The sequence below is a fragment of the Enterococcus sp. DIV2379 genome (assembly GCF_050542965.1).
GTDB lineage: Bacteria > Bacillota > Bacilli > Lactobacillales > Enterococcaceae > Enterococcus_D > Enterococcus_D entomosocium.
On record NZ_CP172938.1, the window covers coordinates 3300570 to 3319065 of the forward strand.

The window sequence follows — 18496 nt, forward strand, 5'->3', positions numbered from 1 at the left end:
GATCCTATTTGCTGCCAGCCATTACTTGGCAACATGAGAAAAATAATCTTGGTCATAAATAATGAGTTCTTTGTAGCGATAATAAATCTTTCTTTTATGCACGAGCGCCTTGAGCGTTTGACTGACTGTCTCTCGCGTCGTTCCACCGTACTTGGCTATATCATTGATAAAAACTGGAAAAGGGATGCGAATCTGCTCACCTTGTGTCTGCCCATGCTCGATCATCAAAAGACCAATCGTATTAACGACTCTTGTTTGCGCGCTGGAGGTGACACAATACTCGACACGGCGTCTTTGCTTTTCCAACTGCCGGCTCATTTGCTGATTGAGCCACAGCAACTGACTTGTAGACGAAACGACTAGCGGTTCAAACAGTGACATCGCTGCAAACTGCACGACAATGTCTGTTGCAGCGAATGCCGATACATCATAGTTGTCTCTTTCAAACAAGCCAATCAAAGGAAATAACTGATCTGGCCCAACAAAATCTACATAACAATAGGAATCAGTTCCGTCGGTCTTTTCGATCCGCACAAGTCCTTCTATCACAAGGAATATCCGATCTCTTACGTCGCCTTCATAAAAAAGCACTTGACCTTTTTTGTACGTACGGCAGTAAATATGCTCTTTCAAACGCTGCTGATTTTCTTCTTCCAGCCATTGAAAGCTGTTCGCTCTTGTTGATGGATCTTTTATTTGGTGGTCGATCATTTTTCTCACTCCAATGTTTTGGGTCTTGCTTTGCTGCTTCGCTTACTTCCAGGTGATCTGCGTGCCAGCATCATCGATAGCTGCCAGCTTGTCTAAAGAAGTAATCACTGCCCGTTTTTCCGCCCCCATTTTGACAAAGTTCAAAGCGGCTTGTACTTTCGGCAACATACTACCTGGTGAAAAATGGCCTTCATCGACATAGGTTTCCAATTCCGCGGCGGTCACATGATCCAACCACTGCTCACTTTCCTTGCCAAAGTTCAAAGCGATTTTTTCTACGCCCGTTAAAATGATCAGCTGATCCGCATCGACTAATCGAGCCAATTTTTCAGAAGCAAAATCTTTATCGATCACGGCTTCAACACCCAGGCCATTGTCTAGCACGGGAATGCCGCCGCCTCCTGCACAAATGACGATCGTGTTTTGTTCAATCAGCGCTTTGATGCTGGCAACTTCTTGGATCGCTTGTGGTGCAGGACTAGCCACGACTTTCCGCCAGCCACGACCAGCATCTTCCCGGTAGATGGCATCTGAAGCCGCCATGGCTTCTTTGGCAGCCGTTTCCGTTAAGAAAGGCCCGATTGGTTTTGTCGGATGGGCAAATGCTGGATCTTGGGCATCGACTGTAATTTCCGTGACCACAGTCACCACCGGCTTCGCTATTTGTGCTGCTTTCAACTGGATTCTCAGCTCATTTTGCAACCAATAGCCAATACTGCCTTGGGTCATGGCGACACAGGTATCTAAAGGCATTGCTGGGTTTTTGCTAGAATCGCTCGCTTGCTGCTGCAAAACCAGGTTTCCCACTTGGGGACCATTCCCATGAGTAATGATCAAATTGACGTCTTTTCGGATCAAGGGAATCAGATAGTCCACGGTCTGTTTGAGTCGCTCTTTTTGCCCTTTGGCACTGGCATCTTCTGCTAAGATGGCGTTGCCGCCAAGGGCGACAACGATCGTTGGTTTCTTTTCACTCATCTGCTCACTGCTCCTTCTCACACTCTAGGAATAAATAGATCGCCTAATGTTACTGCCATGATCGCTTTGATCGAGTGCATCCGGTTTTCAGCCTCTTCAAATTGACGACCCCAGTGACTACGGAAAATATCGTCTGTGATCTCCATTTCAGAAATGCCAAATTTTTCTTCGATCATTTTTCCATACGTCGTATTCGTATCATGGAACGCTGGCAAGCAGTGCAGCACGATCAAGCCATCGTCTTGTTTTCCGGTGGCCATCACCATTTCGCGGTTGATTTGGTAATCTTTCAACAGCTTCACCCGCTCTTCGAACTGGTCTTCTTCCCCCATTGACACCCAAACATCGGTATACAAGACGTCTGCATCTTTGACGCCTTTTTGGATATCATCTGTTACCATCAACTGACTGCCAGATTCTTTAGCAAATTTGTTGGCATAGTCTGTCACTTCTTGCGCTGGGAAAAGTTCTTTTGGTGTACAGATACGAACGTTGACCCCTAAAATTGCCCCCGTCACTAACAAACTATTCGCCATATTGTTCCGGCCGTCGCCCACATAAACTAGCGTAATGTTTTCCAAGGTGCCGAAGTTTTCTTTGATGGTCATAAAGTCAGCGATCATTTGGGTTGGGTGCCATTCATCGGTTAAGCCATTCCAAACAGGAACACCGGAGAATTTGGCTAAATCTTCAACGACTTGTTGACTGAATCCACGAAACTCAATACCGTCAAACATGCTGCCTAAAACTTTTGCTGTATCTTCGACAGATTCTTTTTTGCCTAGCTGAATATCATTCGCGCCTAAAAATTCTGGATGGGCACCAAGATCGATGGCAGCTGTCGTAAAGGCCGCCCGTGTCCGAGTCGATGTTTTTTCAAACAAAAGGGCAATGTTCTTGCCTTCTAAATAACGATGAGAAATATTTTGTTTTTTCAATTGTTTTAAATAGATTGAAAAATCAATGAGGTATTCTAACTCGGCTTTCGTAAAATCTTTTTCTGCTAAAAAACTTCTTCCTTTAAATACTTGTTCCATCGATGATTCCTCCTCTGATTTAAATATCTTCTCTAACAAATGGCATGCTCATGCAACGAGGACCGCCACGACCACGAACCAATTCACTGCCGGAGATTTTGTGCAATTTGATACCGGCTTCTGCCAACTTCTGATTGGTGATGGTATTGCGGTCATATACGACGACTTCGCCAGGTGCGATCGTCAAGGTATTGGAACCGTCATTCCATTGTTCCCGAGCTGCTGCAATCAAATCACTGCCGCCGCAACGAATCAATTCAACCGTATTTAGTTCTAGATAGCGACATAAAATATTTTCCAACGTGTCCTTTTCTTCTTTGATCGTCACCCCATCACCTGCTCGTGAGATTGAATAAACCGTCAGCTCTCCTTCGATTTCTGGATGGATCGTAAACTTGTCATGATCGACCATTGTAAATACCGTATCTAAATGCATGAATTTGCGCTCTTGACCAATGTCAAACGCTAGAACATACTCAAAGCTTGGCTCATTTTCGAACACTTTGCGGGCCAGCTGCTCAATCGAAGCGGCATCCGTTCGTTGCGAGATACCAATCGCCAACACATGTTTTGACAGAACTAATTCGTCGCCACCTTCGATGCGGGTTGGTTGGGCGCGATCATAAAGCATATGAGGCGGATTTTGCTGGAACATTGGATGATGAGCAAAAATATATTTGCCGTATAACGTTTCGCGCCGTCTTGTTTCTGAATACATGCGATTCAAGGATACTCCGTTACCAATCGTCGCAAAGGGATCTCGTGTAAAATACAAATTTGGCATTGGATCGATCAGAAATGGGTATTGATCATCCACGGTCCCAGCGAGGCTCTGGGTATTTGGCAGCTCCAGTTCATTTTTGGCTAAACCAGCCATAGTTTTGTCGATCAGTTCCCGATCATTGTCACAAGACATAAAATAATCCGTGACTTCTTTGATGATCTCAGGACTTTGGATTGTAGTTTCCGCTAAATAATCCTTGAGAAATTGCTGTTTGATTTCTGGTGACGTGAGCGATTCAGCAGCTAAATCTTCTAGATACAACACCTCCACATCATTTTGACGTAGGACTTCCGCAAACCGATCATGTTCTGCTCTGGCTTGTTCCAAAAAAGGAATATCATCAAATAGCAGGCGGTTCAAATGATCAGGAACAAGGTTCTCCAATTCCCGACCAGGGCGGTGAAGCATGACTTGCTTCAATCGTCCAATCTCTGAAAAAACATGAATAGCATTTGGCATTTTTCTTCCTCCTTCTTCTGTTTACACCTCTATGCTACCTAATTGTATACGCTTTCGCAGTGGTATATTTCGTGTTCTTTTCGCAAAGAATTTGGCATTATGCATGAAAAAGCGAATATCGCTCATCAGGCGTTTTTTTACTCGCTGTTTTTTTTCATATGTAATATTTATCCATCGATTTTTTTCTAAGAATTTGATGAGGATGTGATAGTTTTTTTATTTTTGACGTTTTTCCGCCCTATCAATAGATCAAGGAGATATACATTCCATTTTTTGTTTTTGGTACAGTTTCATCAAGAACCCTTATTTCATAAGGATTCTGATGGTTGCGACCAAATTTCGTTATGCTATACTTAATAAGATCGAAGGAAAAGAAAGGGGTTTGATAGGAATGACCTATTCAATCAATTGGAATCTGGAAACAATCTTTCCGGGAGGCAGCGATTCTGTTCAATTAAAAGAACGCATGAGCCAACTGGAAGAACAAATTGCAAATTACCGAACAACAGTCGATGCATGGTCGCCCAACAGCGAAGACGATGCAGCAAAATTAGAAGAGTTACTTGATTTATCCGCAACTATTAGTCAAGGATTTTCACAATGCGGCAGCTTTATCAATGCCTTGCTTTCAGCGAATGTCAATGACAGCAAAGCCAAAATCCTGACGGGTGACCTCTACGCAAAATTGCCAGCACTGCAAGCAGCACAAACCGTTTTCTCGAAAAAATTGACAGAAATTTCTGAGGATGATTGGACAGCACTAGTTAAAGCGGAAAACTTAGCACCTGTCGCTTTTCGTTTAAGCGAGATTCGCCGCGACGGCAAAGAATTATTATCCGAAGCAGAAGAGACCATCATCAACACTTTAAATTTAGATGGCTTGAATGCTTGGAGCCAACATTACGATACGATCGTTGCCTCGATCGAAATTCCTTTCCTTCAAGAAGACGGCACGACGATCAAGTTTTCAGCTGGTCAAGCCTTCAATAAAATGATGGGCGATCCTGATCCGGAAGTTCGTGCGCGTTTATTCGATACTTGGGAAAAGACGTGGGCAGAAAAAGAAGACCTCTTTGCGGATACCTTGAACCACTTAGACGGTTTCCGCCTTTCTACCTTCAAACTTCACGGTGTCACTGATTACTTGAAGGAACCATTAGAATACAATCGTCTGCAAAAAGCGACATTGGATGCTATGTGGGGCACAATCCAAAAGAACAAACAGCCAATCGTTGATTTCTTGACTCGCAAAGCCCAGCTTTTCGGCAAAGAAAAAATGGAATGGCAAGACCAAGATGCGCCAATCATCCTTGGGGACATGGAAGAAAGAACCTACACCTTTGATGAAGCAGCTGACTTTATTTTGACCAACTTCCGTAAGTTCAGTCCGAAAATGGCTGACTTTGCCCAAGTCGCTTTTGAAAAAAGCTGGATCGAAGCAGAAGATCGTCCCGGCAAACGTCCTGGCGGCTATTGCACCAGCTTGCCAGAAACCAAAGAATCACGTATTTTCATGACCTACAGCAATTCTGTCAACGAAGTAGCGACGCTTGCCCATGAGCTCGGTCACGCTTTTCACAGCAGCGTTCTTTGGGAGCTGCCAGAATTAAACCGCAACTATGCCATGAACGTTGCCGAAACAGCAAGTACCTTTGCTGAATTGATCGTTGCTGATGCAACCCTCAAAGAAGCAACGACAAAAGAAGAAAAAATCAATCTATTGGATGCTAAAATGCAAAATGCGATCGCGATGTTCATGAACATCCACGCACGTTTTATTTTTGAGAACAACTTCTATCAAGCTCGTCAAAAGGGCTTGGTTTCAGCGGAACAAATCACGGAAATGATGACTGCGGCGCAAAAAGAAAGCTATGCGGATGGGTTAGCGACTTATCACCCACATTTCTGGGCAGCCAAATTGCACTTCTTTATTGACGATGTGCCGTTCTACAACTTCCCTTATACCTTTGGTTACCTCTTTAGTATGGGGATCTACGCGTATGCCAATGAAAAAGGGTCTAGCTTTGAAGAAGAATACATTGCTTTATTGCAAGATACTGCTTCAATGACGACGGAAGAACTGGCGCAAAAACACCTTGGTGTCGATTTAACGAAATCAGACTTCTGGCAAGCAGGGATCGACATGGTCCTAAAAGATGTTGCCAGCTTTATGGAATTGACTGAAGACTATATCTAAAAGAAAAAACCCTCTTCCAACAAGACGCTTGGAAGAGGGTTTTTCTATCAGGCATTCAATAAAGTTAAGCCAATCGTTAAGTAGCCGGCGTATAAACACCAAATCAAATAAGGAATAAACAAGTACATCGCGTTTTTGTCGATGCGAGCAAAGAGGATCATACAAATAATCACTGATAACACTAACAAGACAATAATGACCGTTCCTGCCCAGTAAGCATTCCAGCCAAAGAAAACGATACTCCAAAAGAAGTTTAATACTTGCTGGATCGCAAAGAAGATGTAGGCATTCTTTTTAAGCGCTGGATTGACTTTGGCGACGATCAACAGATACAACGCCGTTCCCATAAAGGCATACAAAATCGTCCAAACGATCCCAATGATCCCGCCAGGAGGGGCTAAAAAGGGTTTTTCCATTTGCGCATACGTTCCGGCAATGTCCCCCGCAAACAAACTCGAGATGATTCCTGTTGCTTCAATGCCGATCACACAGACCAGCCAAATTAAAAATTTCATGTTGTCCACTCCTTCTTTTTTTCATAACTCACTAGTTTCATCGTACCATCGAATCGAAAAAAAGCAGAATAGAACGCTTAAAAAAAGAAACGGCCGTGTGGACGTTTCTTTCAAGGTAATTTTGATTATATTCAATGACAGCTACTTTGATTGTTCCTCTTCAAACTTCCGCCGTTCATTTTCTACATATTTGTATAACGAACCGTAGCGGCTGCGATAGCCTTTCTTCCATGGTTTCTCTTTGCCGCAAAAATGCAGCAAAACGGTATGTTCGATGACCCAATCCAAACTCCATTCCCCTAGGCTGATCGTCTCATACGTACGGTTTTTCCGTACATCATAGTTATAGAGCTGATCAGGAATCGCCAGCACCCGATCACCATATAACCCATTTAAAATATCTTGATCCGGCAAAAAGAGGTTCAAATGATTTTTCTCAATGAAGGCTGCGATTTCTGTTTCTTTGACCTCTTGCCGTAGCTGGTGCACATTCATCAGCAAGACACCTGAATTATAGTAGCCTTCTGACTCATAATTGCGCAAACGGACTTTATTGATGACCGTCGTCACTTCTGTCAGCTTGGAATGACTGGCAGCGGCATACAGAAAATCCCCTAACGTCAGCTCATACAAGGGGCGCAAATCATTGATGCACAAAATATCCGCATCCAGATACAGGATTTTTTCCACCTGCTGCGGCAAGTAATTTTGCGCCAACAATCGATAGTAGATTGATTCTGGGTAGCGGTCACTAACTGGCGCGGTTTTAAAGATCGAACCAGAACCGATGATGACGGGATGATAGGTCATCGCCAATTTTTGACAAAAGACCTCTAGCTCTGCACCTTGTCTCAATTCTTTTTCTTGTAAGACATAGACATCGAAAGATGCTGCTGTCGTATGGCGTTTGATTGAATATAACGTTGTTTTTAATTGTTCACTGAATCGATCATCAATCGCAAAAAGTAGATTCATGCTTTTGTTCACTCCTCTGTTACTGGATGCACTCGTTGGGCGAAAAATCGAACGCAGTTGCCCGCATCTTCTGTTCTTCTAGTATACCCGATTTTTAGTCATTCTTTCAGTGAAATAGCCTTTCCAGTGAAAACCATTCCTTGGAAACGCAAAAAAATGCTGCTCCATTCAATGAATGAAACAGCAAATGATCGATGATAAATGGTGACCTCCTAAAACAGATCAGCGACTCGTGGCAAAAGCTTTTGACCACAACAACAATTCATCTAGCATGTCATTGACACCTGCAGCCATGTGCTCACCGGGGTTGAAGGTACTAAAACTTTCAAAATCAGTAAATAAGTTGAAGGCTGGGTTGGTCCGCACGGTGGCAACTTTTTGTTCAGCTAATACGTTGCGCAATTGTTCAGCGGCCCGAATCCCACCGCCAGAACCGTAGCTGACGATCCCAGCAGCTTTATCAAACCATTCTTCCCGAGCAGAATCTACGGCATTTTTCAAGGAAGCTGCAAAACCGTGGTTGTATTCTTGCACGATGAAGATATAGCCATCTAATTCAGAAATTTTTTTGTTCCATGCCATGTTTGGCTCAGCCGTTCCCATAAACGGTAAATCAAATGCCTTTACATCAACGATCTCGAACTGATGCTCTGACCGTTGAGTAGCAATTTCTTGAATATATGCTCCGACTTGCGGACTTACGCGTCCTTCTCTTGTACTGCCTAAAATAATACCAAATTTCATAATAGGTTCCTCCTAAGATTGTTTTCGTTTGTTTTTTAACGATTGGCAAATGTGTCTGCCCAGTCCAATAATTCCGTCAACATATCGTTCATTCCTGCCGTCATATGTTCGCCAGGAGTAAAGGTGGCAAAATTTTCAAAATCAGTAAATAAGTTGAAAGCTGGATTAGTGCGCACCGTGGCTACTTTTTGTTCCGCCAAAATCAAGCGAACTTGCTCCGCGGCCCGAATCCCTCCTGCTGAACCATAGCTGACGATTGCTGCTGCTTTGTTGAACCATTCCTCGCGGGCGCTGTCTAACGCATTTTTCAAGGAAGCCGATAGCCCATGATTGTATTCTTGTACGATGAAGATATAGCCGTCTAATTCAGCGATTTTTTCATTCCACGCTTGGTTCGCTTCGCCTGTACCCATAAAGGGCAAGTCGTAGTCTTTGATATCAATGATTTCAAATGAGCGGTCGCTATGTGCTCGTGCTGTTTGTAAAACGTAATTGGCTACTTGCGGACTCACGCGGCCTTCTCTCGTGCTGCCAACGATGATTCCGATTTTTTGCGCTTTTTTCTTTTCCGGAGTGCGATACACCTCTTTAATCACTTCTTTTTCAATTATTTGTTCTTTTTTCCCAAATCCAAAGACCATTCTTTTGTACTCCTTTTATTGTGTTTTCTTTAACGATGGACTCAGCATATCAAACTTACTTTTAGTAAGTCAATCATTTTGCTTACTTTTTGTTAGAAAAAAATCCCAGCTACTTCCTCTTGACATTCGTTCGGCACCGAACTATAATCAACTCATCGATATCGTTAGGTACCGAACAATAACCTAAAAGGAGTGTTCTCAATGAGTACAATGACCGATCACTTAATGAAACAGCTTCGTTTTATCAGCGAAGCCAGCAATGCTTTTATGAGTCAAAATAACCAACGCCTTTCTGGACAGCAACGCGTCCTAGCCGTTTTAAATTTAGAAGATGGCTTGGTGCAAAATTACCTCGCAGAAGTTTTGGATTTACGGCCAAGTTCCTTGGCAGAACTATTGAAGAAAATGGAAAGCAGTGGGGATATCCAACGCAAAGAAGATGCAGCCGACAAAAGGATCAAACGAATCTTTCTGACAGCAACTGGACGAAAAAAAGCAGAAAAATTACTGGCACAAAAAGAAGCCGCCAGCAGTCAAACGTTTTTTGCTGGGTTAACAGAGGAAGAACAAACCGAATTTGCCCGTCTGCTTGAAAACATCGCTGCTGGGTGGGAAGCTGACTTTCAGCAACAGACGCAACGCTTTATTGACCCGATGGATCGTCTACAAGCTATGCAGGAGATCCGGGAACAGATGATGAAGCAATGGGGTGGAAATTGGCAGGAAATGACGAATGACGATCGCCGAAAAATGAAGCAACAAATGAAAGATACTTGGCAAGATATGGGCGCTGACGAGCGGCGTCAAATGAAAAAGCAGATCAAAGAAGCCATGCGGCAAATGCCATTTCCTGGACACCGCGGCATGTTTGGCAATCGGCCATTTGGGCCATTTGGGCCATTTGATAGTAGCGAGGCGAATGATCCACGGGACACATGGGGAAAAGGCAACTTTTTTGATGCCTACGGGTTTGGACAAGACCGCAAAGCAAGACCTGATTCCGCTTCTAAAGACGAAGCAGCCGAAGATGATTGGCAGGATTTCTAATAGCACCTAATGAAAAAGAAAAAGCTGCAGGACATCTTGCTTGTAGCGGAGGAAAACGAATGGAAACAACGACACCAACAGTGAACAAAAACAAATTTAAAATGAAAGACTTTATCCACCTGATCGTCAGTGTCAATCCCAAGAAAGGCTTGTTTCTTTTAGGGATGCTCTTTAGCCTGATCACGAGTGCCGCCAGTTTGGTCGTGCCGCAGTTGACGAAAACGCTAGTCGATGCCAGCGGCACCCCCACGTTCAGCACCTCCATGCTGGTCGTTTTGATCCTAGCCTTTGTGCTGCAATTAGGCGTAGGCACTTTAGGCGGCTTTCTCTTGCGCTATGTGGGAGAAAGTGCCGTGAAAACATTACGAGAACGTCTTTGGAAACATCTGCTGCATTTGCCAGTCAGCTATTTTGATGACCATAAGTCGGGGGAAAGCAGTTCGCGACTCGTTAATGATACTTCCGTGATCAAAGAACTAGTCACCTCGCAATTTCCCAGCTTTGTCACTGGCTTGATCCAATTGGTTGGTTCGATGATCATCTTGTTTTTGATGGATTGGAAGATGGCGGCGATCATGTTCAGTGCGGTGCCTTTGATCACCTTGATCATGTGGCCGATCGGCAAGATCATGTCGAAACTAGGACGCCAACTACAAGCAGCGACTGCCGATTTCAATGCGGATGCCAGCGAAAAACTCTCAGAGATCCGTTTGATCAAAGCCAGCAACGGAGAAGCTAGTGAACAAGAAAACGGTCGGCGCAACATTGGGGCAATCTTTACCCTCGGGGTCAAGGATGCGAAAGTTAGTGCGATTTTGCAGCCAATCATGACGACGGCAATGCTGGGATTACTCGTAGGAATCCTCGGTTATGGCGCGATCCGTGTCCAAGCCGGCACCTTGACGAGTGGCGCATTGATTGCTTTTCTACTGTATCTCTTTAATATTATTGCGCCTGTGACGACGTTTGCGATGTTCTTTTCACAAGTCCAAAAAGCGATGGGTGCTACGGAACGGATCCAAGAAATTTTGGATACGCCGCTGGAGCCGATCCAGGCAGCACCCAAAGCCGCTATCGACGGCGCAGTCCTACGGGCAGAACAGATCGATTTCAGTTACGATCCCAAACGGCCGATTTTGCAAAACATTTCTTTTGAAGCCAAACCCAACACCGTGATTGCTTTTGCGGGACCAAGCGGCGGCGGAAAATCCACGATCTTCGCTTTACTGGAACGCTTTTATGAACCCACCAGCGGGCGCTTGCTGATTGGTGAACAGCCGATAGCTGACATTGATCTGCAGGACTGGCGGGCACAGATCGGCTATGTTTCCCAAGACAGTGCGGTCTTTGCCGGTACGATTCGGGAAAACTTGCAATACGGATTAAGCCGAACACTGTCAGAGGAGGAATTGTGGCAAGGACTGGCATTGGCTTATGCCGATCAGTTCGTCCAAGAGTTCCCCGAAAAACTAGAAACACAAATCGGCGAACGCGGCGTCAAACTATCTGGCGGGCAAAAACAACGGATCGCCATCGCACGAGCATTCTTGCGAGACCCCAAGCTGCTGATGCTCGATGAAGCGACCGCCAGCCTAGATTCTCAGTCGGAAGAAAAGGTCCAGCGGGCGTTGGATCATCTAATGGAAGGGCGCACGACATTAGTGATCGCCCATCGCTTGTCGACCATCGTGGATGCCGATCAAATCTACTTTATAGAAAAAGGTACCATTACCGGTCAAGGTACCCATGCAGAATTGATCAACAATCACCCGCTTTATGCTGCCTACGTGAATGAACAAATGATCAATTAAAGAATAAAAACTAGAAAAAAACTGCTTATTGATGGATAAGCAGTTTTTTTCTATTAGCCAACGGCTGAATGTTGCTTCTCTTCACGCGCCACAGGCACTTGATTCCCTCGCTGTAATTCTTTCAGCACCTGGTTTTCTGCCCGCAATAAATCCCTTTCGCTTTGGGCAGTAGCAAGCTTTCCTTGATAGACCAAGACTTCTTCTTGGTAGGTTTTGGCGGTCTTTTGGACTTCTTCTTCTAACTGATCGATTTTATGGGTCAATTCTTGATTGATCTGTTCATATTTTAGGTAAAGCTTTTGGGCATTTTCGATATTCGTTTGTTCCAAATTCGCTTTGCTGGATACTCGGGTAGCCAAATAAGTAAGTACACCAGTAATGAGTGACGGCAAGACAACTGTTACGATCGATGTATCCATGATCCTCCCCCATTCTTTTTGATACGATTCATATCATCTGTTCCCAGTATAAAAGATACGATTCGTATCGTCAACTGATGTGATATTTTTTATATCAAATAATACAAAAATAGATACAAATTATATCCAACGTGCTATACTACAAAAAAGGAGGCGATCACTCATGCTTGGCGAACGGCTAAGAACACTCAGACTACGAACCAACCAAACCCAACAGCAGATCGCAGATCAGCTAGGGATCACCCGCGCAGCGTATTCGCATTTCGAAAATGATCGTAACGAACCCGATGGCGAGACCATCGTCAAACTCGCGGAGATTTTTCAAGTATCCACCGATTTTTTATTAGGCAGACAAGTCCCGGCAGGCTTTACGCCGCCCTCTGCAAAAGTTCAAACCGTTGCGGCCCATATTGATGATGACGTCACCGATGAGCAGATGGAAGATATCCTCAGCTATATTGAATTTATAAAACAGCGGCACGCCCAAAAGGAATGATGGAAATGGATAAAGTAGAAGAACTGATGGCCGCCTACCCAGACTTGCACTTTATTTTCGATAAGAATATGCCTGATGGTCAGCAAGGATTGTACATCGATCACCATATTTACTTGAACCCTGACCAATCACAAGAAGACCTCTTGAGCACCATCGGTGAAGAAATCGGTCATTATTTGACCAGTGCTGGCGACATTACCGCCCAAGACACCAACGAAAAACGCAAACAAGAACGCAAAGCCCGTGACATTGGTTCTGCGATCGTGGTCACGCCCTATGATATCATCGCTTGTTTTGAAGAAGGCTGCAAAACGTTGGCGGCATGCGCTGATTTTTTAGGTGTCCCCCCACAAACCTTCAAAGACGCAGTCACCTATTATGCTCGCCGCTTTGACGGTATCAAAACCGAAGAAAACTATACCTTGTTTTTCCATATCGACGGCACGATTGAAGTTGTCAAAACCTTTGGCAATCAAGGTTAAGCCTTTTTTGCACAAAAACAGACGTTCCTTTCCTGCTGCTAAATTCAGCGTTGACGGAACGTCTGTTTTTTATCCTTGCATGTTGACCCGCATCAATACGCGGTTCGGTCGATAGTTTTCTGAGGATTGATGAACCAACGCGCCTTCCTCAAAACGATACAAATTGTATCCATAGCGTTCTTCAAAACGGACCATCCCCTCGCCTTCATCTTCCCCGACAAACGACATACTTGCCACAGTATAGTAAGGAATCCCTGCGATCGTTCCCGTAAATGCATGATGGGTATGTCCACTGAGAATACAAGAGATCTGATACTGCTGCAATAATGCCACCAAACGATTGGCACCGGCCCATGCCGGCGTGCTTGCTTGATAAGGCAACAAATGATGGTGCGTCACAAAAACGATCTTTTTCTCTTTGAGCTGCGCCAGCGTGGCTTGCAGCCATTCAAACTGTCGCTCATCTACGATACCGTCGGCATAGCCGTAACAGGAATTATCGAAAGCCACGACCGCCAATGTCTCCGTTTCATAGACTTGATTAAAAGGTGTATCACTGGCCGTTTCTACTGACTTGCCTTGCCAGCCTTGGCGAAAATGCCGTTTAATATCATGATTGCCTAGCGTTACTACGATCGGCACTGAGCCAAAGGCTTTTTCTAGATAATGCTTCAAAGAGGCATAATCGGCAGGCGCGCCATCTTCGGTCAAATCGCCGCTGATCACCACCAAATCAATCGCCCCTCGCGCCTTGGCATCTTGGATACACTCTTCAAGAGGAATCAAGGGATTTTGCATAGCTGCCAGCATTCCTTGATACCCTTCTTCACAAGGCAGGTAACTTTCTCGAAAATGGATATCTGATATATGCAATATATTCATAGGTTTATCTCAATTTCTTTCTGATGATTCCAGTCAACTGGTCTAATAAGAAGACGGTCACAACGACCCCCAACAAAATAATACTTACCTTGCTCCAGGTTCTGGTTTGAATAGCAAAAATCAATGGTGCACCGATCCCGCCGGCACCGACTAACCCTAACGTTGCCGCACTGCGGACCGCAATTTCAAAATGATTCAACGCAAAGGAACTATAGATGGGTGCTAAATAAGGAACCCGCACGAAAAACATCGTTTGCCAAAAGTTGGCACCGACTGCTTGCATCTCTTCCGTCAAGTGCTCATCCATGGCTTCCATTTCTTCCGTGAACAGCTTGCCCAGCATACCGATCTGGTGGACACCGATCGCCATAACCCCAGCGAAAGGTCCCGGACCTACCACACGGACAAAAATAATCGCATAAACTAGCTCTGGAAATGCCCGCAAGATATTGCAGATCATTTTGCCGATCTTCGCGACCCACGGCGCAGAAGACCATAGGTTGGCGGCACTCAGCAAGGTCACCGGTATCGCGCAGACTGTTGCGATCATCGTTCCTAGACAGGCGATCCCGATCGTCAGTAACAATAAGCTCCACAGATCCTCCCCGCTACCGTCGTAAAAGAAAGACCAGTCTGGCTGACTCAACCCTTGCAGGACATCTCTTCCCATCGCTAAGGAAAAAGTACTCAATCCGGAATAATCCAGCGTCGCTGCAGATAATGCCAGTAAGATAGCAAAGAGTCCCCATAACAGCCAAGTCGTTTTCTTCACTTCTCTGATCATCATAGGAATGACCTCCTTACCCGCTCACTTAGAAAATCAACGATCGCTACCGTTAGCAAAATCGTCAAGATAATGATCGAGACCCGTTCATAATTCAACAATGCCAATGAGGCGTTCAAGATGACCCCGATCCCGCCGGCACCAACATATCCTAACACCGTCGAAGCTCGAACATTGACTTCAAAGGCATAAAAAGTATAGCTGGCAAACTGGCTGATGACTTGAGGTATGATCGCCCAAACAGTCACTTGAAATTTATTTGCCCCTACCGCCGCCGCTGCTTCGATTGGCGCAAAATCAATGGTTTCGATCGCTTGGAACATCAGCTGTGAAACCATACCAAAGGTAAAGACCGCGATGGTCAAAACACCAGTGGCTTCACCGATCCCAAAAATCGCTACGAACAATGCCGCCAACAATAGGTTGGGAATCGTCCGCACCAGCCCTAAGAGAAAACGCATCGGCACAGAGACCCACCGGCTTTCTGTCACGACTGTCGTCGCCAACAGACTCACCGGTATTGCTGCGACCACTCCTAAAACGGTGCCTAAAAAGGACATCTGCAATGTCTTGATCAAGGGCATCATCAGTTGTGGTAAATAACTAAAATCCGGATGCAAAAAGCGAGCCATGAAAGCCGTCATCTGGCTTCGATTCGACCACACTTGGGCAAAATCAGCCCCCGTGATCCAGGCACTGCTTTGAAAAAAGAGCAGCAATAAAAGAATCAGCAGCAGGTGTTTGTACCAATTAAAATGAACTGTTTCTTTCAGTTTCATCGATTTCTCCTGCCTTTTCTTCAAAAATTGCTTTCCCATAGATTTGTTCTAAACGCTGATCCGTCAAAGCGGCTGCGTTGCCGTCAAAAACGATTGCACCTGCTTTTAAGGCAATGATCCTTGTTGCATACTGACGAGCCAAGGGAATCGAATGCAGATTGATGACAATCGTTTTGCCCATTTCTTGATTGATCTTCTTCAAATCCTCCATCACTTTCTCTGTGGTGATGGGATCTAGCGATGCCACGGGTTCATCTGCTAAAATCACTGGCGCTTGTTGGACCAAGGCACGGGCGATGGATACCCGCTGCTGTTGCCCACCACTCAACTGGTCGCTTCTCGTTTGCAGTTTGTCTGACAAGCCGACAGTCGCTAGTGCTTCTTTCGTTCTTTCGTAGTCTTCTTTCGTAAACAACCCTAAAATACTTTTCCATGTCCCGTAATACCCCAAACGACCAGATAGCACATTCTTTTGGACAGTACTACGTTTGACCAAATTGAAGCTTTGGGAGATCAATCCGATTTGTCGGCGAATCAAGCGCAATTCTTTTTTATTGGCTTTCGTGACTGATTTGCCATCTACCCGGATATCTCCTTCAGTGATTGGCACTAAGCGATTGATCGAGCGCAAAAAGGTACTCTTACCAGCACCGCTCAAACCAATGATTGCCACAAATTCTCCTTGTTCAATCGTTACATCTATGTTCTGTAATCCTTTGACCCCATTCGGGTAGACTTTGGATACATTCTCAAAAGTTATCATCTGTCTTCTCCATTATGTAGGGACCGCGGCAAAGTTTCCCCAATCGGTCACGGTCTATCTCACTAAAAAATGCACTGATACTGCGTATTCCACCTATTCCCCTAGTAAATCGCTGCACATCTCCGTGTCCCGTTATCCTTCTACCGCAATCCCTGATTTTTTACTCTGCTGCTCGTTTAGTATAGTCGCGAATGGTATCGTAAGCAGAATCAGCTGCTTCTTCATACCCTTGGTGTCCCCACAAGCTCATTGCTTCGGCGCCTTCTTCATCGTCTGCCATATTCAAGAACACTTCTTTGATCTGCTCTTTTAGTTCAGCATCCATCGTCGGTTGAACGGCAATGGCGTCATTCGGGATGTCCCCTTCGGTTAAGTAAAGAACTTTTAGATCTTCGAATAAATCGTTATCTGGGAAGCTTGACGCAAAGACATTCCGTGCCCCTTGAAACACAAAGGCGGCATCCATCTGACCATTCAAGACTGCAGTGATCTCACTTGGAATATCGTTCACCGTCGTTAATGTAGCATCCGTCGTTGGATCAACTCCTGCATCTTTCAACTCGGCAACTGGGTAAATATAGCCGCTGGCAGAGTTCGGACTCAATGTAGCGATTTTTTTCCCTTTTAAGTCCGTCAATTCTGTCATATCGCTATCCGCACGTACCAAGATCTCCCCTTTGAAGGTATTGGTTTTTTCCCCTTCTAATGGCAAGCCGGTCTCTGGATCATAGGCACCTAATTGAGAAGTCAAAATCGCTTCTGCTGCATCCATATCTTTGGCTTGAACATAAGCGGCTGGCGGCATGATCCCTAAATCAACTTGTCCAGAAGCCATCGCTTCTACGATCGTCGAATAATCCGTTGCTAACGTTACTTCTACTTCACGGTCTAATTTTTTTGATAAATACTCAGCAAACGGTTTTGCTTTGGCTTGCATCGAGCCGTCATTATTGGTCGGTACGAATTGTACCACCAGCTTTTCTTTTTCGGCTGCGGCACTGCTGTCGCTGCTGCTGCTCCCATTCCCACAGCCGGTCAATGCTGCAACTAACGCAATTCCTAACATTCCTTTAACAATTCGTTTCAATGGCATTTTTTCTCCTCCTAATGGTTTGAAGCTTTCTTACATTCAAATCATACCAAGTATCCCTTCAAAATGAAGTGACACATGTCCTATTTTACCTTATTTTTACATACAATTTACATTAGTTTTTATTTATCGTTCGTGTTGAGTCAAAAGGGGAACTAAGCTATACTTAAAGAAAACCATTCAGGAGTGGCTGATTCCCATGAAAAAAATCGATGATACCGCACGCCTCAGGAATTACATTGACACATACGATCTGCAATCTTATATGGACAATGATTTGTTAGCGATGGCCACTTTGCATTCCTTTGAAAAAGAAGAGCACCTGATTCGAACGGGCACGCCTTCTGAATACTTGTATTTTCTCGTGGAAGGAACCGTGATGGTCTATTCCTTCTCTTCGGATACCCAAACGATTTGTATTGATTACGCCAAGCCGGCTGCACCTTTAGGGGAAGCTTCCTCTTTATGGGAACTCTTGCCGAAAAGCAGTGTCAAAGCCGCTTCTGCTTGCGTCTGCGTCTGCATCCCTTTGAATCGCTACCGCAGCACCTTGCAACAAGACGTCCGCTTTTTGCAAACCATCTGTCAGTTGCTCAGTTCCCGCTTGAATTCGGGGATCAACTTAGCGAATTCATTGACGGAACCTGTAGAGACACGGTTGGCCAAATTTATTCTTGCGCATCAAGAAAACCAACACTTTTCCTTTCAGTTAACCACCTGTGCCGCAATCTTGAATGTCAGCTATCGCCACCTGCTGCGAACCTTTACCAGCTTTCGTGAAGACAAGCTGATCGAAAAACAAAAACAAGGCTATGCAATTCTCGATTTCCCCGCTTTAGAGTCGCTTGCCGAAAATTTAAGCCATGTATAAGGAGCAGCCATAAGAATGTTCGGATTTTCCC

20 protein-coding genes are annotated in these 18496 nt (G+C 44.8%); 6 read left to right on the top strand and 14 right to left on the bottom strand.

Features of this window, described 5'->3' with window-relative positions; genetic code table 11:
- Positions 1-21: 21 nt before the first annotated feature.
- The 4 genes from IGI92_RS15230 to arcA are packed head-to-tail and all read right to left on the bottom strand — an operon-like array spanning position 22 to position 3969.
- Complete coding sequence (locus IGI92_RS15230) at positions 22-711, bottom strand: Crp/Fnr family transcriptional regulator (RefSeq protein ID WP_430607311.1); 690 nt, start codon at positions 709-711, stop codon at positions 22-24.
- Positions 712-753: 42 nt separating this feature from the next.
- A complete protein-coding gene (arcC, locus tag IGI92_RS15235) occupies positions 754-1689 on the bottom strand; it encodes a carbamate kinase (RefSeq protein ID WP_005233327.1) in 936 nt (311 codons plus the stop codon).
- 17 nt (positions 1690-1706) lie between these two features.
- On the bottom strand, positions 1707-2726 hold the full coding sequence (argF, locus tag IGI92_RS15240; protein WP_061053383.1) for an ornithine carbamoyltransferase: 1020 nt from the start codon (positions 2724-2726) through the stop codon (positions 1707-1709).
- A 19-nt stretch (positions 2727-2745) separates the two neighbouring features.
- A complete protein-coding gene (gene arcA / locus IGI92_RS15245; protein ID WP_061053384.1) occupies positions 2746-3969 on the bottom strand; it encodes an arginine deiminase in 1224 nt (407 codons plus the stop codon).
- A gap of 391 nt (positions 3970-4360) precedes the next feature.
- Between arcA and IGI92_RS15250 the strand changes: the two genes are divergently transcribed.
- Positions 4361-6166 (top strand): M3 family oligoendopeptidase, encoded by a 1806-nt coding sequence (locus IGI92_RS15250; RefSeq protein WP_430607312.1) that lies wholly within the window; start codon positions 4361-4363, stop codon positions 6164-6166.
- Positions 6167-6213: 47 nt separating this feature from the next.
- Here IGI92_RS15250 and IGI92_RS15255 read toward each other — a convergent pair whose 3' ends face one another.
- The 4 genes from IGI92_RS15255 to IGI92_RS15270 all read right to left on the bottom strand — a co-directional run bounded on the left by IGI92_RS15255 (position 6214) and on the right by IGI92_RS15270 (position 9041).
- Positions 6214-6681, bottom strand: a complete 468-nt coding sequence (locus tag IGI92_RS15255; protein WP_086298770.1) for a TspO/MBR family protein — start codon at positions 6679-6681, stop codon at positions 6214-6216.
- A 141-nt stretch (positions 6682-6822) separates the two neighbouring features.
- The gene (locus IGI92_RS15260; protein WP_005233315.1) at positions 6823-7656 is read right to left on the bottom strand and encodes a glycosyltransferase family 8 protein; all 834 of its coding nucleotides are present in this window, start codon (positions 7654-7656) and stop codon (positions 6823-6825) included.
- Positions 7657-7878: 222 nt separating this feature from the next.
- The gene (locus IGI92_RS15265; protein WP_430607313.1) at positions 7879-8400 is read right to left on the bottom strand and encodes an NADPH-dependent FMN reductase; all 522 of its coding nucleotides are present in this window, start codon (positions 8398-8400) and stop codon (positions 7879-7881) included.
- Between the two features lie 35 nt (positions 8401-8435).
- On the bottom strand, positions 8436-9041 hold the full coding sequence (locus IGI92_RS15270) for an NADPH-dependent FMN reductase (protein ID WP_005233311.1): 606 nt from the start codon (positions 9039-9041) through the stop codon (positions 8436-8438).
- Positions 9042-9242: 201 nt separating this feature from the next.
- Here IGI92_RS15270 and IGI92_RS15275 point away from each other — a divergent pair, with 201 nt between their 5' ends.
- Positions 9243-10088, top strand: a complete 846-nt coding sequence (locus IGI92_RS15275) for a MarR family transcriptional regulator (protein WP_430607314.1) — start codon at positions 9243-9245, stop codon at positions 10086-10088.
- A 59-nt stretch (positions 10089-10147) separates the two neighbouring features.
- Positions 10148-11899, top strand: a complete 1752-nt coding sequence (locus IGI92_RS15280) for an ABC transporter ATP-binding protein (protein ID WP_008380198.1) — start codon at positions 10148-10150, stop codon at positions 11897-11899.
- Positions 11900-11952: 53 nt separating this feature from the next.
- On the opposite strand, the gene IGI92_RS15285 is transcribed toward IGI92_RS15280, so the two are convergent.
- Positions 11953-12318: a hypothetical protein gene (locus IGI92_RS15285; RefSeq protein ID WP_005233306.1), complete on the bottom strand. Its 366-nt coding sequence runs from the start codon at positions 12316-12318 to the stop codon at positions 11953-11955.
- Positions 12319-12481: 163 nt separating this feature from the next.
- Here IGI92_RS15285 and IGI92_RS15290 point away from each other — a divergent pair, with 163 nt between their 5' ends.
- The gene (locus IGI92_RS15290; RefSeq protein WP_005230670.1) at positions 12482-12814 is read left to right on the top strand and encodes a helix-turn-helix domain-containing protein; all 333 of its coding nucleotides are present in this window, start codon (positions 12482-12484) and stop codon (positions 12812-12814) included.
- Positions 12815-12819: 5 nt separating this feature from the next.
- On the top strand, positions 12820-13296 hold the full coding sequence (locus IGI92_RS15295; RefSeq protein WP_034858679.1) for an ImmA/IrrE family metallo-endopeptidase: 477 nt from the start codon (positions 12820-12822) through the stop codon (positions 13294-13296).
- Positions 13297-13365: 69 nt separating this feature from the next.
- Here the strand turns inward: IGI92_RS15295 and IGI92_RS15300 are convergent, their stop codons facing one another.
- From IGI92_RS15300 to IGI92_RS15320, 5 genes are all read right to left on the bottom strand, one after another.
- The gene (locus IGI92_RS15300; protein WP_008380205.1) at positions 13366-14178 is read right to left on the bottom strand and encodes a metallophosphoesterase family protein; all 813 of its coding nucleotides are present in this window, start codon (positions 14176-14178) and stop codon (positions 13366-13368) included.
- Between the two features lie 4 nt (positions 14179-14182).
- Positions 14183-14965 carry a phosphonate ABC transporter, permease protein PhnE gene (gene phnE, locus IGI92_RS15305; RefSeq protein ID WP_430607316.1) on the bottom strand — a complete coding sequence of 261 codons (783 nt, stop codon included), beginning with the start codon at positions 14963-14965 and terminating at the stop codon, positions 14183-14185.
- Complete coding sequence (gene phnE / locus IGI92_RS15310) at positions 14962-15741, bottom strand: phosphonate ABC transporter, permease protein PhnE (RefSeq protein WP_008380208.1); 780 nt, start codon at positions 15739-15741, stop codon at positions 14962-14964. Before phnE (IGI92_RS15310) ends, phnE (IGI92_RS15305) begins: the two co-directional genes overlap by 4 nt.
- On the bottom strand, positions 15713-16504 hold the full coding sequence (gene phnC / locus IGI92_RS15315) for a phosphonate ABC transporter ATP-binding protein (protein ID WP_005230661.1): 792 nt from the start codon (positions 16502-16504) through the stop codon (positions 15713-15715). The genes phnE (IGI92_RS15310) and phnC overlap by 29 nt, the downstream gene beginning before the upstream one ends.
- Positions 16505-16664: 160 nt before the next feature.
- Positions 16665-17597: a phosphate/phosphite/phosphonate ABC transporter substrate-binding protein gene (locus IGI92_RS15320; RefSeq protein WP_008380209.1), complete on the bottom strand. Its 933-nt coding sequence runs from the start codon at positions 17595-17597 to the stop codon at positions 16665-16667.
- A 196-nt stretch (positions 17598-17793) separates the two neighbouring features.
- Between IGI92_RS15320 and IGI92_RS15325 the strand changes: the two genes are divergently transcribed.
- Positions 17794-18465: a cyclic nucleotide-binding domain-containing protein gene (locus IGI92_RS15325; RefSeq protein WP_008380210.1), complete on the top strand. Its 672-nt coding sequence runs from the start codon at positions 17794-17796 to the stop codon at positions 18463-18465.
- Positions 18466-18496 lie beyond the last annotated feature (31 nt).

What these genes read in the sequence shown, in the direction of transcription:
- phnC (WP_005230661.1), bottom strand. Translation starts at nt 16,504, where the DNA reads ATGATAACTTTTGAGAATGTATCCAAAGTCTACCCGAATGGGGTCAAA.
- IGI92_RS15270 (WP_005233311.1), bottom strand. Translation starts at nt 9,041, where the DNA reads ATGGTCTTTGGATTTGGGAAAAAAGAACAAATAATTGAAAAAGAAGTG.
- arcC (WP_005233327.1), bottom strand. Translation starts at nt 1,689, where the DNA reads ATGAGTGAAAAGAAACCAACGATCGTTGTCGCCCTTGGCGGCAACGCC.
- IGI92_RS15285 (WP_005233306.1), bottom strand. Translation starts at nt 12,318, where the DNA reads ATGGATACATCGATCGTAACAGTTGTCTTGCCGTCACTCATTACTGGT.
- phnE (WP_008380208.1), bottom strand. Translation starts at nt 15,741, where the DNA reads ATGAAACTGAAAGAAACAGTTCATTTTAATTGGTACAAACACCTGCTG.
- phnE (WP_430607316.1), bottom strand. Translation starts at nt 14,965, where the DNA reads ATGATGATCAGAGAAGTGAAGAAAACGACTTGGCTGTTATGGGGACTC.
- IGI92_RS15320 (WP_008380209.1), bottom strand. Translation starts at nt 17,597, where the DNA reads ATGCCATTGAAACGAATTGTTAAAGGAATGTTAGGAATTGCGTTAGTT.
- IGI92_RS15265 (WP_430607313.1), bottom strand. Translation starts at nt 8,400, where the DNA reads ATGAAATTTGGTATTATTTTAGGCAGTACAAGAGAAGGACGCGTAAGT.
- IGI92_RS15230 (WP_430607311.1), bottom strand. Translation starts at nt 711, where the DNA reads ATGATCGACCACCAAATAAAAGATCCATCAACAAGAGCGAACAGCTTT.
- IGI92_RS15295 (WP_034858679.1), top strand. Translation starts at nt 12,820, where the DNA reads ATGGATAAAGTAGAAGAACTGATGGCCGCCTACCCAGACTTGCACTTT.
- IGI92_RS15260 (WP_005233315.1), bottom strand. Translation starts at nt 7,656, where the DNA reads ATGAATCTACTTTTTGCGATTGATGATCGATTCAGTGAACAATTAAAA.
- IGI92_RS15300 (WP_008380205.1), bottom strand. Translation starts at nt 14,178, where the DNA reads ATGAATATATTGCATATATCAGATATCCATTTTCGAGAAAGTTACCTG.
- IGI92_RS15325 (WP_008380210.1), top strand. Translation starts at nt 17,794, where the DNA reads ATGAAAAAAATCGATGATACCGCACGCCTCAGGAATTACATTGACACA.
- IGI92_RS15255 (WP_086298770.1), bottom strand. Translation starts at nt 6,681, where the DNA reads ATGAAATTTTTAATTTGGCTGGTCTGTGTGATCGGCATTGAAGCAACA.
- IGI92_RS15280 (WP_008380198.1), top strand. Translation starts at nt 10,148, where the DNA reads ATGGAAACAACGACACCAACAGTGAACAAAAACAAATTTAAAATGAAA.
- IGI92_RS15290 (WP_005230670.1), top strand. Translation starts at nt 12,482, where the DNA reads ATGCTTGGCGAACGGCTAAGAACACTCAGACTACGAACCAACCAAACC.
- IGI92_RS15250 (WP_430607312.1), top strand. Translation starts at nt 4,361, where the DNA reads ATGACCTATTCAATCAATTGGAATCTGGAAACAATCTTTCCGGGAGGC.
- arcA (WP_061053384.1), bottom strand. Translation starts at nt 3,969, where the DNA reads ATGCCAAATGCTATTCATGTTTTTTCAGAGATTGGACGATTGAAGCAA.
- IGI92_RS15275 (WP_430607314.1), top strand. Translation starts at nt 9,243, where the DNA reads ATGAGTACAATGACCGATCACTTAATGAAACAGCTTCGTTTTATCAGC.
- argF (WP_061053383.1), bottom strand. Translation starts at nt 2,726, where the DNA reads ATGGAACAAGTATTTAAAGGAAGAAGTTTTTTAGCAGAAAAAGATTTT.